14 protein-coding genes and 1 pseudogene are annotated in these 15,669 nt (G+C 62.5%); 8 read left to right on the forward strand and 7 right to left on the reverse strand.

The annotated features are described in order from the left end of the window. Positions 1-232: 232 nt before the first annotated feature. The 7 genes and pseudogenes from ACLBKR_RS12705 to ACLBKR_RS12735 all read left to right on the forward strand — a co-directional run bounded on the left by ACLBKR_RS12705 (position 233) and on the right by ACLBKR_RS12735 (position 6,818). Positions 233-1,063 (forward strand): ABC transporter ATP-binding protein, encoded by an 831-nt coding sequence (locus ACLBKR_RS12705; RefSeq protein WP_414899398.1) that lies wholly within the window; start codon positions 233-235, stop codon positions 1,061-1,063. Further along, the gene (locus tag ACLBKR_RS12710; protein WP_113447592.1) at positions 1,063-1,911 is read left to right on the forward strand and encodes an ABC transporter permease; all 849 of its coding nucleotides are present in this window, start codon (positions 1,063-1,065) and stop codon (positions 1,909-1,911) included. The genes ACLBKR_RS12705 and ACLBKR_RS12710 overlap by 1 nt, the downstream gene beginning before the upstream one ends. Further along, positions 1,911-3,230 carry a cytosine deaminase gene (locus ACLBKR_RS12715; RefSeq protein ID WP_113447593.1) on the forward strand — a complete coding sequence of 440 codons (1,320 nt, stop codon included), beginning with the start codon at positions 1,911-1,913 and terminating at the stop codon, positions 3,228-3,230. Before ACLBKR_RS12710 ends, ACLBKR_RS12715 begins: the two co-directional genes overlap by 1 nt. A gap of 32 nt (positions 3,231-3,262) precedes the next feature. Next, entirely contained in the window at positions 3,263-4,669 is a 1,407-nt protein-coding gene (locus tag ACLBKR_RS12720; RefSeq protein WP_113447594.1) for an FAD-binding oxidoreductase, read from the forward strand. A gap of 301 nt (positions 4,670-4,970) precedes the next feature. Beyond that, positions 4,971-5,552 (forward strand): NAD(P)H-dependent oxidoreductase, encoded by a 582-nt coding sequence (locus ACLBKR_RS12725; RefSeq protein WP_113340617.1) that lies wholly within the window; start codon positions 4,971-4,973, stop codon positions 5,550-5,552. Between the two features lie 112 nt (positions 5,553-5,664). Continuing rightward, a pseudogene (locus ACLBKR_RS12730) lies at positions 5,665-6,396 on the forward strand (low temperature requirement protein A); the annotation flags it as partial. Between the two features lie 113 nt (positions 6,397-6,509). After that, positions 6,510-6,818: a hypothetical protein gene (locus tag ACLBKR_RS12735; RefSeq protein ID WP_414899399.1), complete on the forward strand. Its 309-nt coding sequence runs from the start codon at positions 6,510-6,512 to the stop codon at positions 6,816-6,818. A gap of 82 nt (positions 6,819-6,900) precedes the next feature. Here ACLBKR_RS12735 and ACLBKR_RS12740 read toward each other — a convergent pair whose 3' ends face one another. The 6 genes from ACLBKR_RS12740 to ung all read right to left on the reverse strand — a co-directional run bounded on the left by ACLBKR_RS12740 (position 6,901) and on the right by ung (position 12,549). Next, positions 6,901-7,299, reverse strand: a complete 399-nt coding sequence (locus tag ACLBKR_RS12740; protein ID WP_113340619.1) for a DUF1236 domain-containing protein — start codon at positions 7,297-7,299, stop codon at positions 6,901-6,903. A 162-nt stretch (positions 7,300-7,461) separates the two neighbouring features. Beyond that, entirely contained in the window at positions 7,462-7,851 is a 390-nt protein-coding gene (locus ACLBKR_RS12745; RefSeq protein ID WP_113447597.1) for a RidA family protein, read from the reverse strand. Further along, the gene (locus ACLBKR_RS12750; RefSeq protein WP_414899400.1) at positions 7,848-8,756 is read right to left on the reverse strand and encodes a DMT family transporter; all 909 of its coding nucleotides are present in this window, start codon (positions 8,754-8,756) and stop codon (positions 7,848-7,850) included. Before ACLBKR_RS12750 ends, ACLBKR_RS12745 begins: the two co-directional genes overlap by 4 nt. A 143-nt stretch (positions 8,757-8,899) precedes the next feature. Then, complete coding sequence (locus ACLBKR_RS12755; protein ID WP_414899401.1) at positions 8,900-10,327, reverse strand: aldehyde dehydrogenase family protein; 1,428 nt, start codon at positions 10,325-10,327, stop codon at positions 8,900-8,902. Positions 10,328-10,444: 117 nt separating this feature from the next. After that, entirely contained in the window at positions 10,445-11,731 is a 1,287-nt protein-coding gene (locus tag ACLBKR_RS12760) for an NAD(P)/FAD-dependent oxidoreductase (protein WP_414899402.1), read from the reverse strand. 113 nt (positions 11,732-11,844) lie between these two features. Further along, complete coding sequence (gene ung, locus ACLBKR_RS12765; RefSeq protein ID WP_112828613.1) at positions 11,845-12,549, reverse strand: uracil-DNA glycosylase; 705 nt, start codon at positions 12,547-12,549, stop codon at positions 11,845-11,847. Between the two features lie 239 nt (positions 12,550-12,788). Here ung and ACLBKR_RS12770 point away from each other — a divergent pair, with 239 nt between their 5' ends. Then, positions 12,789-13,988, forward strand: a complete 1,200-nt coding sequence (locus ACLBKR_RS12770; protein WP_414899403.1) for a ceramide glucosyltransferase — start codon at positions 12,789-12,791, stop codon at positions 13,986-13,988. Between the two features lie 109 nt (positions 13,989-14,097). Here ACLBKR_RS12770 and ACLBKR_RS12775 read toward each other — a convergent pair whose 3' ends face one another. Beyond that, positions 14,098-15,669, reverse strand: a complete 1,572-nt coding sequence (locus ACLBKR_RS12775) for a GMC family oxidoreductase (RefSeq protein ID WP_112828615.1) — start codon at positions 15,667-15,669, stop codon at positions 14,098-14,100.

Raw genomic sequence — 15,669 nt, forward strand, 5'->3', positions numbered from 1 at the left:
AAGGGGGAGGTCGCAGCGAAGCTGCGGGTGGGGGTGATCGACCGGATACCGTTGAAGTCACCCCACCACGGCGCTGCGTGCCGACCCTCCCCCTCAAGGGAAGGGTAGAAGCCACCGGATTCCGACCTCCCTCTTGAGGGGAGGATGCCCGGCAGGGCAGCGGGGTAACCAATCGCGCAACGCCAACCCTGCCGCAACACCAGAATGCAACGCGGATGTAACGCGAGACAGAATGACCAGTTTGCCATCGACGGAAGACCCCATCACCCCTCCCCCCGAACAGCGCCGGGCGCTTGTGGTGATGAAGGACGTGTCCAAGGTCTTCTCCAGCGGCACGGTGGCGCTGACCGGCATGTCGCTTGCTGTCAACAGCGGAGAATTCGTGAGCCTGCTCGGCCCTTCCGGCTGCGGCAAGTCGACGGCGCTCAGGATCATCGCCGGCCTCGGCGACGTATCGAAGGGCACGATCGACTGGCCGAGTTCGCGCATCAATTCCAGGGGACTGCCGGAAGGCGACATTTCCTTCGTCTTCCAGGAGCCGACGCTGATGCCCTGGCAGACCGTTTTCGGCAATGTCTACCTGCCGCTCAAGCTGCGCGGCATCTCCAGGGCCGCGGCCCGAGACGACATCATGACCGTACTCGCCACCGTCGGCCTCGGTGACTTCGCGAACGCCTATCCGCGCGAGCTCTCCGGCGGCATGAAGATGCGCGTCTCCATCGCGCGTGCGCTGGTCACCAAGCCGAAGCTGCTCCTGATGGACGAGCCCTTCGCCGCGCTCGACGAGATCACCCGCCAGAAGCTCAACGACGACGTGCTGCGCCTATGGAGGGAGACCGGCATCACCGTCATCTTCGTCACCCATTCGGTGTTCGAAAGCGCCTATCTCTCGAGCCGCATCGTCGTGATGAAGGCCAGGCCCGGCCGCGTCCATGCCGATTTCCCGCTGAAGACCAGCCTCCTACGGGACGCCCATTACCGTACCTCGGAGGAATACCGGCAGGCCTGCGAGACCGTTTCTGAAACCCTTCTCGAAGCCATTGGCGGAGAGGACACACACTGATGTCAGACACGATCGTCAGCGCTTCCGGCACCTCTTCCGCCGCCACCGGTTGGTTCGCCCGCCATGGGGAAACGCTGCTGCGTATCCTCGTCCCCGTCGCGGTCGTCGCCGTCCTGATCGGCCTCTGGCAGGTCGGCGTGACGGTGACCGGCGTGCCGCAATACATCCTGCCGAGCCCGGGCGCCGTCGCCATAGCCCTGTTCAAGGACTGGGGCATTCTGGTACCGGCGCTCTGGGTCACCACCCAGATCACCATGGCCTCGCTGGCGCTGGCCCTGATCGGCGGCGTCGGCATCGCGATCTTCCTCGTTCAATCCAAATGGATTGAGACGGCCTTCTATCCGATCACCGTCATCCTTCAGGTCACGCCAATCGTCGCGATTGCGCCGCTGATCCTGATCTATGCGCCGTCCACCCAGGTGGCACTTCTGATCTGCGCCTTCCTCGTCGCCTTCTTTCCGATCCTTTCGAACATGGTTCAGGGCCTGAAGAGCGTCGACCACAATCTCCTGAACCTGTTCGACCTCTATGGCGCGTCCCGCTGGCAGACGCTGCTCTATCTCAAGCTGCCGGCCTCTCTGCCCTATTTCATGACAGGCCTGAGGATCGGCGGTGGTCTGGCGCTGATCGCGGCGGTTGTTGCAGAATTCGCGGCGGGTTCCGCCGGGGCCGGTTCCGGTCTCGCCTTCCGTCTGCTCGAGGCCCAGTACCGCCTCAACATTCCGCGCCTGTTCGCCGCACTCTTCCTGCTCTCCTGCCTCGGTGTGCTGATCTTCGCCATCACCTCTTTCATCTCCTGGCTGGCGCTGCATCGCTGGCATGAAAGCAGCCTCAAGCGAGAAAACTGATGCCCGCATTTCCTCCCCGCCTGCCCGTTGCCGATCGCTTCGTCCTTGCGAATGCCACCCTTCCCGCCGTTTCCGTCGACGGCTTCGATGCGCCCGCGCGCGAAGGGCTGGTCGGCTCCGACCTGGTGATCGCCGGCGGCAGGATCGAGGCCATCCTGCCCGCAGGCACCGCGGCCGCCGAACTTCCGAAGGCGGATCTTGACGACGGCATGGTGTGGCCCTGCTTCGTCGACATGCATACCCATCTCGACAAGGGTCACATCTGGGAACGCAAGCCGAACCCGACCGGAGACTTTCCCGGCGCCCTCGATGCGGTCCGCACCGACCGCGAAGCCCGCTGGAACGCGGACGACGTTCGCGCCCGCATGGAATTCTCCCTCAGGACGGCCTATACGCACGGCACGAGCCTGATCCGCACCCATCTCGACAGTCTGCCGCCGCAGCACCGCATCTCCTTCGAGGTCTTCTCGGAGGTCCGGGACGCCTGGAAGGACCGGATCGCCCTGCAGGCCGCGGCGCTCTTCCCCTTCGAACTGATGGATGACGAAGCCTTCTTCAAGGATCTGATTTCCGTGGTGAAGGCGAATGGCGGCCTGCTCGGCGGCGTCACCCAGATGCTACCCGACCTGAACCAGCGGCTCGATACCCTCTTCCGCGCCGCGGCCGACAACGGCCTCGATATCGATCTGCATGTCGACGAGACGCAGGATAAGGAAGTCCTCACCCTGAAAGCCATCGCCGAAGCGAAGCTCAGGAACCGTTTCGAGGGCTCAGTCACCGTCGGCCATTGCTGCTCGCTTGCCCGCCAGGACGAGGATATGGCGAAACAGACGATTGACAAGGTGGCGGAAGCCGCGATCTCGGTCGTTTCGCTGCCGATGTGCAACATGTATCTGCAGGACCGCAGCAACGGCTCGACACCGCGCTATCGCGGCGTGACGCTGTTTCACGAACTGGCGGATGCCGGCGTCGCGACAGCCGTGTCCTCGGACAATACCCGCGACCCGTTCTACGCCTATGGCGACCTCGATGCCGTCGAGGTCTTCCGCGAGGCGGTGCGCATCATCCATCTCGACCACCCGCTGGATACCTCGGCCCGCGTCGTCACCCGCTCGCCGGCCGATATTCTAGGTCGACCGGACAAGGGCCGCATCGCCGCGGGCCTTCCAGCCGACCTCGTGCTTTTCGGCGCCCGCCGCTGGAGCGAATTCCTTTCCCGTCCGCAGGCTGACCGCATCGTGATGCGGAATGGCATGGGCATCGACCGCAGCCTGCCGGATTATCGCGACCTTGACCCGCTGATGCGTGATCCCGGCTGAGATCATGCAGTTCAAGAATCTGGAGACCGACCGTGCCTGACTACCAACAGATCAGACAAGAACTCGAAGGGATCGCCGTCGAGGACAATCCGGCGCTCGTCAAGCAGAAGAGCCGCGACTTCTATTGGTACTCGCCGATCCTGAAGGCCCAGCTCGACAACGTGACCGCCGACCTCGTGGTCTCGCCGAAGAGCGAGGAAGAGGTGATCCGAACCTTGAAGGTGGCCTATGCCCACGGCGTCCCCGTCACCCCGCGCGGCGGCGGCACCGGCAATTACGGCCAGGCCATGCCGCTTTCCGGCGGCATCGTGCTGAACCTGATGAGCATGAACAGGATCAAGGAAATCCATCCCGGCCGCGTGATCGCCGAGGCCGGCATCATCACTGCTGAATTGGATCGCCAGACGAAAGCCCATTCCGGCCAGGAACTGCGCTTCCATCCGTCCACCACCGGGACCGCGACGCTCGGCGGCTTCATCGCAGGCGGCTCCGGCGGCGTCGGCTCGATCACCTGGGGCGGCCTGCGCGACCTCGGCAACATCCTGCGCTTGCGCGTCGTCACCATGGAGGCTGAACCCCGCGTTCTGGAACTTTCCGCCTGGGATCTGCAGAAGGTGAGCCACGCCTACGGCACCAACGGCATCATCACCGAGGTCGAGATGCCGCTGGCACCGGCCTATGACTGGGTCGACGTCATCATCGGCTATGACGACTACATGGATGCCGTCCGCTTCGCCGACGCGCTGACCCATCGCAACGGCATTCTGCTCAAGGAAGTCGCCCCTATCTCCGCCCCGATCCCGTACGACTACTTCACCCGCCACAAGCCGTGGCTGAAGGAAGGCCAGTCGGTCGTCGTGCTGATGGTCGCGCCGCACTCCATGGCACCGCTCGTCGCCTATGCCGAGAAGATGAAGGGCGACATCCGCTTCCGTTCCGACAAGGTTGAGAGCATGAAGGGCATCCCCCATGCCTATGAGCTTGCCTGGAACCACACGACCCTTCGCGCCCTGAAGGTCGATCCCGGCATCACATATCTGCAGGTGCAGTATCCGGGACCCGATCATGTCGAGAAGGTCGGCAGGCTGGTGAAGATCTTTGGCGACGAGGTCATCAGCCATCTCGAATTCATCAAGTTCGACGGCGCCATCCAGTGCTCCGGCCTGCCGCTGGTCCGTTACACGACGGAAGAGCGGCTCGAGGAGATCATCAAGATCCACGAGGACAACGGCTGCCCGATCTTCAACCCGCACCGCTATACGCTGGAAGAAGGCGGCATGAAGCAGACCGACACCGTCCAGCTCGCCTTCAAGAAGGAGACCGACCCGAAGGGCCTCCTGAACCCGGGCAAGATGATTGCCTGGGACAATCCCGACTTCGACTTCAAGTCCGGCAAGAATTACCTTTTCCCGGGCCTTCAGTCTTTCATGGAGGCCTGATACCGCCTGAAGCAATTCCAGCAAAAGCGTGAAGCGGTTTTGCGTTCGCAATTGTTTGAAAACAAGGAGATAGAGTATCGGCGGCAACTCGGTTTCCGCCGATGCTTCAGACCAAAACGACTTCCGAAGGTACTCCCGGCCGGGCAAGACGATTGCCTCAGGCGCATGGAACAGACCATGGTGATGACAGGACCGGCTATGGCGGCGGCCTACCCATCATCGGGACAAACGGCGCGGAAAATTTTCAATCGACGCCCGGCGAAGCCTTTTCACCGGGCCAAGACATGGAGCTTTTCTCGACATGCGCGTACTTGTCCTGCATTCCCATCCCCTCGATGAAAGCTATGGCCGGGCGCTTTACCGCCAGACCTGCGAAAGCCTGACGAGAGCCGGCCACGAGGTCGACGGCTGCAATCTCTACGAGGAAGGCTTCGACCCGGTTCTCTCCGCCCATGATCGCCGCGTCTATCACGACTTTCCGGAAAACACGGTGCTGGTAAAATCCTATGTGGAACGGTTGCAATCCGCCGAAGCGCTGGTGATCGTCACACCCGTCTGGAACTTCGGCTTTCCGGCCATGCTGAAAGGCTATTTCGACCGCGTCTGGGTCAAGGGCGTTTCCTTCGACCTCGAAGACGGCAAACTGACGCCGACGCTTCGCCACATAAAGAAGCTGGCCGCCGTCATGACCTATGGCGCTACGCCGTGGCGCGCCTTCCTGGTCGGCAATCCACCGAAGAAGATCGTCACCCGCGTGCTGCGCGCCCAGATCAGGATCGGCGCACCGGTGAAATATCTTGCCCATTACGACATGAACAACTGCACGGAACAGACAAGGGCCGCCTTCCTGGCCAAGGTAAAGCGCGAGATGGAACGCTTCTGACGCGCCTCCCGGCTTGTTGAGCCCTTCGTTTCCTGCGAAAAGATCGTGGGGAACCAACAAAGAGACCGATATGACCGCCGGGCATCCGCTCTACCGACGCATCGTCGCTCCCATGCGGCCACGCAACCCTGATGAGCATCATCGCGTGGCAACGCCTCTGGAACTTCTGTTCGACCTTGTGACAGTGATTGCGGTCGCCTCAGCCGCCGCCGGCCTCCACCATGGCATTTCGGAGGGCCATGCGCTTCAGGCGCTGCCACTGTTCGGCATGGCGTTCTTCGCCATCTGGTGGGCCTGGATGAACTTCACCTGGTTCGCTTCGGCCTACGACAACGACGACACCCTTTACCGGCTCCTCACCATGGCGATCATGGCCGGCTCGCTCGTCATGGCGGCCGGCATTCCGAACCTCTTCGCGGGCGAGCCGAATTTCACCCCGGTCATTCTCGGCTATGTGGTGATGCGTCTCGCAATGATCGTTTTGTGGTTGCGCGCGGCCATCGCTGATCCTGTCCATCGGAAAACGGCCGTCGCCTATGCGGTCGGCATCGGCGTGGTGCAGGTCTACTGGGTGATCTTCCTTCTGGTGCAGCCGCTCTCGACGGGCATCGCCTACGGCATGTGGATCGTCGGCGCGCTTCTTGAAATCGCCGTTCCCGCGATAGCGGAATCGCTGACCTCGAATACGCCGTGGCACCGCCATCACATCATGGAGCGTTACGGCCTGCTCAACATCATCGTGCTCGGCGAAACCCTTCTGGCCGGCACGATGGCGCTGCGCGAAACGGTCGAGCATTTCGACATCATGCTGGTCCACACCGCGCTTTCCGCGCTGGTGATCGTCTTTTCGCTCTGGTGGGTCTACTTCGCGCCGGACGAACACCTGCCGACGCGTTCCCTGAGGAGGTCTCTCATCTGGGGTACGGACATTTCTTCATTTTCGCATCGGGAGCGGCCGTGGGTGCCGGCTTTGCCGCGCTCGTCGATGTCATTACCCATCATGCCGAAATTCCGCTCCTGGCGGGCGATTATGCGGTCGCCATCCCCGTCGCGACCTATTTTTCCGCTCTCTGGATCGTCCGGGACCGTTATGCCGGAAACGGCCTGGCAACGGCGGTCCTGCCCCTCTTCGCCGCATTGGCGCTTGCCGCGCCCGTGGCGGGGCTCGGTCTGGAGGGCGTCGCAGCCATGGCTGCACTCTGCGCGGTTTCGCGCTCGTGGTTGATGCCCCGACAAGCCTCGAAAGCGGAAGAACATCGCCACTGAGGCAAGAATCCACGCCTTGGATCGGCATATGAAAACCGGCCGGTGTTCACCGGCCGGCCCACTCATCCGCTACATGCTCCACCTACTGCAGCACCCGAACCACCACATAGGTTTCCGGATCGACGATCACGCGCTGGTTGTTCACCACAGCATAGGCATAGGTCGGGTCCTCCGGCACCGGAGTGAGTACGACCTCCGGCGGCAAGGGTTCACCGATCACGACCGGCTGCTGGATGACGATCGGCTGCGGCGGCAGGGGCTGCTGTTCCACATAGGTGACGACGCGCTGCGGTGGCGGATCGACAGCCGTGCCGGCAACCGCGCCGACAACACCGCCTACCGCCGCTCCGACCGGGCCGCCCACGATGGCGCCGGTGACGGCGCCGCCCGCGGCCCCCGTTACGGTGCCCTCCTGCGCCAGTGCCGGCGCGCCGACAAGCGCAAGTAATGCTGCAGAAGCAGCAAGAATCTTCATGGTCATGGCGAGTTCCTTTCGTTTCTGTCATGCCAATGAAGAAACAACACCAATCACAGAGATTTGTTCCAGCGAGGTTCACCCCGAAAAATAGGTAGACAACGCCTCATTTTCCGGACGAAGCAAAAGATATTTTCAGTTTCAACTCAAAGATACAAAGAAACGAAATCAGAACACCTTTGCCGCCGTCACTTCCACCTCGACCAGGAAATCGGCGCGGGTGAAGCCGCCGACGACGATGAGGGTGGATACCGGCTTTGGCTCCAGCGTGTAGCGGTCACGAACGGCCATATAGGCGGGAAAATCCTCGCGCTTCGTGACGAAGCCGGAAATGCGGATGACATCGGCAAAACTCATGCCGGCTTCATCGAGGATCGCCTTGATTGCCTCAAAGCAGAGTTCCGCCTGGCCGGTGACATCCGGGGGAATGCTGTCGTCGACGGCAATGCCCAGCTGGCCGGAGGTTACCAGCAGGCTGACGCCCGGCGGCACCAGCAGGCCGTGATTGTAGTTTCCGAACGGCGGTCGAACGGATGGCGGATTGAAGATACGTTTCACGGGGTTTCGCTCCTTTGGCTCGCAGCGGCATCGCTCCGGTTTCGCCGGACTTCGTAGAAGATATGGCCGAACAATGCCGCCAGCACGATCGGGCCGCCCGCGAGCGTCGCTGCCGAGGGCGTTTCACCGAGGACCAGCCAGACCCACAGCGGCGTCAGCGGCACCTCGAGCGAAGTCAGCAGACTGGCATCCGCAGCCGGAAGACGGCGCGAACCGGCGGTATAGAGGATGAGACCGAGCGCATTCTGCACCATGCCGAAGACGACGATAAGCCCCATATCTCCGGCGCTGACGGAGAAAGGCGCGGCGAACCAGAAGGTCATCAGCGAGCAGAGCCAGGCCGAGCCCGCCATCGCCGGCAGCATGGGCACGCCGCGATGCTTGCGCATGACGGTTGCGAGAGCGGCGACGGAGAGCGTCATCAGAGCGGCAAGCCCCTTGCCGAAAAGCCCACCCTCTTCGCCGCCGCTGTCGGCCAGCATGACCAGCACGCCGCAGACCGCGACAGCGCTGGCGATCAGCGTCGAGCGCGTCGGCTTTTCCCCGATCCAGAGATAGGCCACCGCCGCGGTGACGAAGGGCACCGTGGCATAGATCACCATCGCATCGGCGACCGAGGTGTAATACATCGAGCCGATGCCGGTAATCATGCTGATGGCGGAAAAGAACATCGCGAGAAGCGATGGGGAGCGCATGCGCCGAAGGATCGAAAACGCCGCGCCACGCTCCAGATAGAAGAACAGGAGGAGCACGCAACTCCCCGACACCAGGCCCCGCCAGAACAGCATGGTCATGACGTCGGTCGTGATCGATCGGATAAACAGGCCGGACGAGGACCAGGCAAGTGCGGACGTCGCAACATACATCACGCCGAGACGATATTGCCGGGGGTCGTCGAGGGTCATGGAAAAACCAGTCTGAATGAAATGCGTGAAGGAGTATCGCGGCTGACCGGCAGCGGCAAGCGCGGGCTGCGGCGGTTTCGGTCGCGGAAAGAAGAAAGGCCCGCCTTCGCGGCAAGCCTTTCTTCGCCGCCGAAGCGACGGCCTCAGTCGCCGTAGCCGACGATGCCCTTTATCTCCAGGAAGTCATGAATGCCCCAGTCGGCATATTCGCGGCCGTTGCCGGACTGCTTGTAGCCGCCGAAAGGCGCAAACGTATCCCACTCCGGATAATTGAGGTAAACGGAGCCCGCCCGCATGCGGGCTGCCACCTTTCGGGCATGGGCGATGTCCTGCGACTGCACATAGGCCGCAAGCCCGTAAACCGTGTCGTTGGCGATGGCCACGGCCTCTTCCTCGTCCCTGTAGGGCAGGATCGACAACACCGGCCCGAAGATTTCTTCCCGTGCGATCGTCATGTCGTTGCTGACATTGCCGAAGACGGTCGGACGGACATAGTAGCCGCGATTGAGGTTTTCCGGGCGGCCGGGACCGCCCGTCACCAGCGTCGCCCCCTCCTTGATGCCGGCCTCGATCAGCCGCTGGATCTTGTCGAACTGCAACTGGCTGACCACCGGACCGAGCACGGTCTCGTCCGAACGCGGGTCGCCGACCACGAATGTTTCGGCTTCTGACTTGGCATAGACCAGGGCTTCGTCGTGACGCTCGGCCGGCACCAACATGCGGGTCGGGGCATCGCAGGACTGGCCGGAATTGCCGAAGCAGCCCTGAACGCCCTTTCGCACCGCCGTCTCGAAATCCGCGTCCGGCAGGATGATGTTGGCCGACTTGCCGCCAAGCTCCTGTGCCACGCGCTTGACCGTATCGGCGGCCGTCTTGGCAACGATGATGCCGGCGCGGGTAGAGCCGGTGAAGGAAACCATGTCGACATCGGGATGACCGGCCATGACCTGACCGACATCGGGACCGGTGCCCTGCACCATGTTGTAGACGCCCTTCGGCACGCCGGCGGCCTCCATCACCTCCGAGAAGACAACACCCGAAATGGGAGCGATCTCCGACGGCTTCAGCACAACCGTGCAGCCGGCCGCAATCGCCGGAGCCACCTTGCAGACGATCTGGTTGAGCGGCCAGTTCCACGGCGTAATCAGCGCACAGACACCGATCGGCTCCTTGACGACCGTGGTAGAGCCGCGCTTTTCGCTGAACTCATAGGTTTCCAACGCCGCGATGGTGGCTTCCATATGCGCGCGACCGGCCCAGGCCTGCGCCTCGCGGGCGAAGGAAAGCGGCGCGCCCATTTCCTGGCTGACGGCCTGGGCGATATCCTCGAACCGTTCGTTATAGACTTCGAGAATTTTCTTCAGCAGCGCCAACCGCTCCGCCACAGGCCACAGCGAGAAGGAAGCGAATGCCCGCTTTGCAGCAGGCACGGCCTTGTCGACATCGGCCTTCGAACCCACCGAAATCTGCGTGTAGGCTTCTTCCGTCGAAGGGTCGATCACATCCAGGACCGAGGGCACGACGGGATCGACCCATGCGCCGTCGATAAAGAACTTCAGATGATGGGACATGCCGGGCTCCGTCAAAAAGGAAAGGGGGATTTGTCGCGGCGAACTATCGGTCAAGGCAGGGTGGACCGCAAGACGGGCGTGTCACAGGCTGGAAGATTCTCCAGCGATGAAGGGGACTTACTTCTCCAGACTGTCGAGCAGCCGATACCAGGCGATCGCCGCCGCCACGCCGATCTGTCGAAGGCTGTGCAAGGGAATGGGATGGATAGCGGACACCGGCAGCGGCAAGACGGCCCGGTCCCCGGTCTCGATGTATGTCGCAAGATGCGGCCCCATCGCCGTCATCAGTCCGACGCCGCGTCCCTGGCAGCCGGCCACCATCAGCAGACCCTTTTCCGGTTCGTGCACATGCGGCAGGTGGTCCGGCGTCACGGCAACCCGTCCGAACCACCGGCGCTCGACCGGAATGCCCGCGAGATCCGGAAAAATGCGCAGCATTGCCCGTCGCAGATGATCCCAATCCTCCTCGCCCTGCGGCTCGGACATGCGGCCCCGCCCTCCAAGCACCAGTCGCCCGTCCGGGCTTTTCCGATAATAGACGAGGATGCGGCGGCTGTCCGAAACGGCCTGCCCGTGCGGCAGAATGATCTCCTGCTGCGCCTCGCTCAGCGGTGCGGTGGCGATCTGGAAGGAATGCAATGGCACGATGCTCTGGGCCAGCCCCGGCACGAGCCGGCCGGAATAGGCATTCGTCGCAACCAGAACCGCCCGGGCTGAAATGGAATGACCGCCGGAGAGCAGGACCGTCCAGGCGCCGCTCTCCTGTCGCAGATCCGTAACGGTCTCGTTCGTCGCGATGCGCGCACCGGCAGCGATTGCTAGACGCGCGAGTTCGCAGACGAAGGCGAGCGGGTTGATAACCCCGGCCCGTCGGTCGAGCCAGCCGCCGAGATAGCCGTGCGCACCGGTCATCAGCGCGATATCGGATGCATTGAGCAGCGTCACGTCGGCGCCGCGAGCGCTCCACTGCGTGGTGCGCTCCTCGGCATTGTCCATGGCGGTGTGGGTATGGGCGGCCTGTATCCAGCCATTGCGCAGATATTCGACATCGAGCCCCTCGCCCTCGATGAGATCGAAGACGGCATCCGCCGTGCGCGACGCGAAATCGATCAGGCGCTCGCCCTTTTCCTCTCCGAAGCGGGCGATCAGCCATTCGGGATCGTATTTGAGACCGGGAATGACCTGCCCGCCGTTCAGTCCAGAAGCACCTTCACCGATGTCTCGGGCCTCCACGACCCTGACGACCAGTCCGTTGCGGGCCGCCGCAAGCGCCGTCGACAATCCCTGGAAACCCGCGCCGACGATGACAAGATCCACCACCTCGCGCGACCTGACCGGCGCGACAACGATCCGCTCACGGTCGGGCCGCCTCCATACAGGGCAGGAGAACTGCGACGGCGTCATAATCAATATCCTGAAAATATATCAAGTAACTGCCGCGCAGACTGAACGCGGCACTTTTCAAAATCAATAGATTTTTAGGGAGCATGCACCCTATCAACAGACACCGGAGGATATCAGTGCGGGCTCTCCGCCCGCTCCGGAAGTCGCCAGTCGATCGGTTCCAGCCCGCGCGACTGCAGGAACTCGTTGGCCTTGGAAAAATGCCGGCATCCGAAGAAGCCGTTATGGGCCGAAAGCGGCGACGGATGCGGCGCCTTTAGCACCAGATGGCGGTTGCGGTCGACAAAGGCGGCCTTCTTCTGTGCATAGGAACCCCAGAGCATGAAGACGACATTTTCACATTCGTCATTGACCGCCCGAATGACGGCGTCGGTGAAGCGTTCCCAGCCGTGTCCCTGATGGGCGCCGGCGCGCGCCTCCTCCACCGTCAGCACGCTGTTGAGCAGCAGCACACCCTGCTGCGCCCAGCTTTCGAGAAACCCGTGACGGGCCGGCGCAATGCCAAGGTCGGTTTCCAGTTCCTTGTAGATATTGACGAGGGACGGCGGAATACGGACGCCGGGCTGCACGCTGAAGCAGAGGCCATGCGCCTGCCCGGCGCCGTGATAGGGGTCCTGGCCGAGGATGACCACCCGGACGTTCTGCAACGGCGTCAGATCCAGCGCGCGGAAATATTCGCTGCCCCTCGGGAAAATGCGCTTGCCGTTCGCCTTCTCGGCAATCAGGAAATCCTTCAACTGTTGCATGTAGGGGCTGGCAAATTCCGCTCCCAATACCCGCTTCCAGCTTTCCTCAAGCCTGACATCCGACGAAGTCATGTAATCTCACTGTCCTGCGTTTCAGTTCCGAAGCGATTGAAGGACGAATGACGGAACTGTCAATCCCGTAAAGGGCGATACCGCCGGTCGCGAAGGCGGAGAGCGCAAATCCCCTCCCCGACCATGCCAATATAGAGGAAGCAGCGCAGTATATTAGTTCCGAAAAATCAATAACAGGCATATTTGCCAAACTGTCACAAGCCGATGCTATGCCGAATCTTCTACGGTGAGGTTGTGCCATGACTCTGCTGATATGGTTCTGCGCGTTAGCCCTTGTTGTCCATCTGCTCAGCATCGTTCTGGTGCTGATCTGGAGAAGCCACGGACGGGAAGAGCCTCTTCCCGCCAGCCGTCCCGCCGTGACGATCGTCAGGCCCGTCTGCGGGCTTGAGAACAATCTCGAAGCCACGCTGTCATCCGCCTTCCGGCTCGACTGGCCGGACTACGAGATCGTGTTCTGCGTCGCAACCGCCGGCGATCCGGCAATTGCCGTCGCCCGACGCTGCATGGCATCCCATCCGCATATCCCGGCCCGCCTGCTGGTCGGCGAGGACAGGATCAGTGTCAACCCGAAGCTGAACAACGTCGTCAAGGGATGGCGCTCCGCCAGGCACGACTGGATCATCGTCGCCGACAGCAACGTGCTGATGCCGCAAGACTATATCCAGAGACTCTTCGCACGCTGGCTTCCCGGCACCGGCCTCGTCTGCTCACCGCCGGTCGGATCGTCGCCCGAAGGCGTCTCGGCGGAAATCGAATGCGCATGGCTGAACAGCTTTCAGGCGCGCTGGCAATTGCTGGCCGATGCCCTCGGGCTCGGCTTTGCCCAGGGCAAGACCATGCTGCTCAACCGCCAGATCATGGCGCGGGCCGGAGGATTCGAGCGCCTGGGCGAGGAAGTGGCCGAGGACGCGGCGGCAACGGCGCTCATCCGGGAAATCGGACTGAAGGTCAGGCTGGTGAAGGAGCCATTCTTTCAGCCGCTCGGAGAGCGCAATCTCGCCTCCGTCTGGAAGCGCCAGCTGCGCTGGGCTCGCCTGCGCCGAGCATCCTTCCCGCTCTACTTCGTGCCGGAACTCTTTACCGGTTGTGCCTTGCCTCTCCTAGCGTTGATGGTTCTCGTCGCCTCCGGCACCTGCACGGCATTGAGTGCTTTCCTCTATGTCTCCGCCTGGTATTCCGGGGAAATCCTGCTGAACCGCAGCTTCGGCTGGCATATGGGCAGGCTCAGCCTGCCGGCCATGGCGATGCGCGATCTCGCGCTTCCGGTTCTCTGGATCGCCGCATGGTTCGGCAACGGCTTCGTCTGGCGCGGCAACGCCATGTCGGTAGCGTCAGCCGAGGAAACCGAAACGTCATCGGCCAAAACCCGTATCCGCCGTGTCGTCGATAAGACCCGGGAGCGTGCGAGAACGCTCACGGCGGCATTCCGGCATTAGGGCAGCGCCCGCTGACACCTCCGCCGCTTGCAGGAAACGCAACGGATGAAAGGCGCCCTGCGAGCGGAGGCGATGCCGAAGCGCCACCCCCGCCCGCAGGGAGGTTTCTTCAGATCACGCCCGAGCTCATTTCGCCGGCGATGTATTCGGCCTGCCGGATCGCCAGCGTCACGATGGTCAGCGTCGGATTCTCCGCTCCGCCTGTGGTGAACTGGCTGCCGTCCGAGATGAACAGGTTCTTGATGTCGTGCGTCTGGCCATGCTTGTTGACCACGCCGTCCTGCGCCTTTTCGCTCATCCGGTTGGTGCCGAGATTGTGCGTCGAGGGATAGGGCGGTGTCGGGAAGGAGCGGGTCGCCCCGACCGCCTCGTAGAGCGCCATGCCCTGTTTGTAGGCGTGGTTGCGCATGGCGTCGTCGTTCGGATGATCGGTGAACCAGACATCCGGGATCGGCATGCCGTACTTGTCCTTCAGTTCCTTGTGCAGCTTCACCGCATTCTGCTCCTGCGGCATGTCCTCGCCGACGATCCACATGCCCGCCATGTTGGCGTAATTGTCGAGCGCCGAGGTGAACGAACGACCCCAGCCGCCGGGATCGAGGAAGGCCGCCATGAAGGGAAGCCCCAACGACAGCGTTTCCAGCTCGTAGCCGCCGACGAAGCCGCGCGACGGATCGTGCTTCGCCTCGTCGCGGATGATGCCGGCCATGGTCGTTCCGCGATACATGTGCACCGGCTTCTCGAACACAGCATAGACCGAGCCGGTCGTGTGGCGCATGTAGTTCTTGCCCACCTGACCGGACGAGTTGGCGAGGCCGTCCGGAAACATCGAGGAATGCGAATTGAGCAGCAATCGCGGGCTTTCGATCGAATTGCCGGCGACCGCGACGATGCGGGCTTTCTGGCTCTGCAGCTTGCCGTCCTTGTCGGCATAAACGACCGCGGTCACCTTGCCGGACTTGTCATGCTCGATCTTCACCACATGGGAATTCGGCCTGACTTCCAGCTTGCCGGTCGCCTCGCCTTTCGGGATTTCGGTGTAAAGCGTCGACCACTTGGCGCCCCACTTGCAGCCCTGGAAACAGAATCCCGTCTGCTGACAGCCGACACGGCCGTCGCGGTCGGCGGAGTTGATCGCCATCCGTCCGGTATGGCACTCCTGATAGCCGAGCTTGTCGGCACCCGCCTTGAAGACCTTGAAGTTGTTGTTCCCCGGCAGTCCCTCGATGCCGTTGGTGCGGGTCACGCCCATTTTGTCTTCTGCCCTGGCATAATAGGGTTCGAGGTCCGCGAGCGTGATCGGCCAGTCGAGAAGGTTGGCGCCCTCCACCTTGCCGTAATGGGTGAGCGTCTTGAACTCATGTTCCTGAAAACGCAGCGAAGCGCCCGCCCAGTGGGTGGTGGTGCCGCCGACCGCCTTGACGATCCAGGCCGGCAGGTTCGGAAAGTCCTTCGCCACGCGCCAACCGCCGCCCGTGGTGCGATGATCGAGCCAGGCGAGCTGGGCGAAGCTGTCCCATTCGTCATTGATGAAGTCTTCGTGCTCGATCCGGTTACCGGCCTCGAGAACGACGACGTCGATGCCCTTCTGGGCAAGTTCGTTGCCGAGCGTTCCGCCGCCGGCACCCGAACCGATGATGACGACCACGCTGTCGTCGTTGAGATCATAAGGCGCTGCCAT

This window comes from Paenirhizobium cremeum, from assembly GCF_047553425.1.
In the GTDB taxonomy this organism is placed as follows: domain Bacteria; phylum Pseudomonadota; class Alphaproteobacteria; order Rhizobiales; family Rhizobiaceae; genus Allorhizobium; species Allorhizobium cremeum.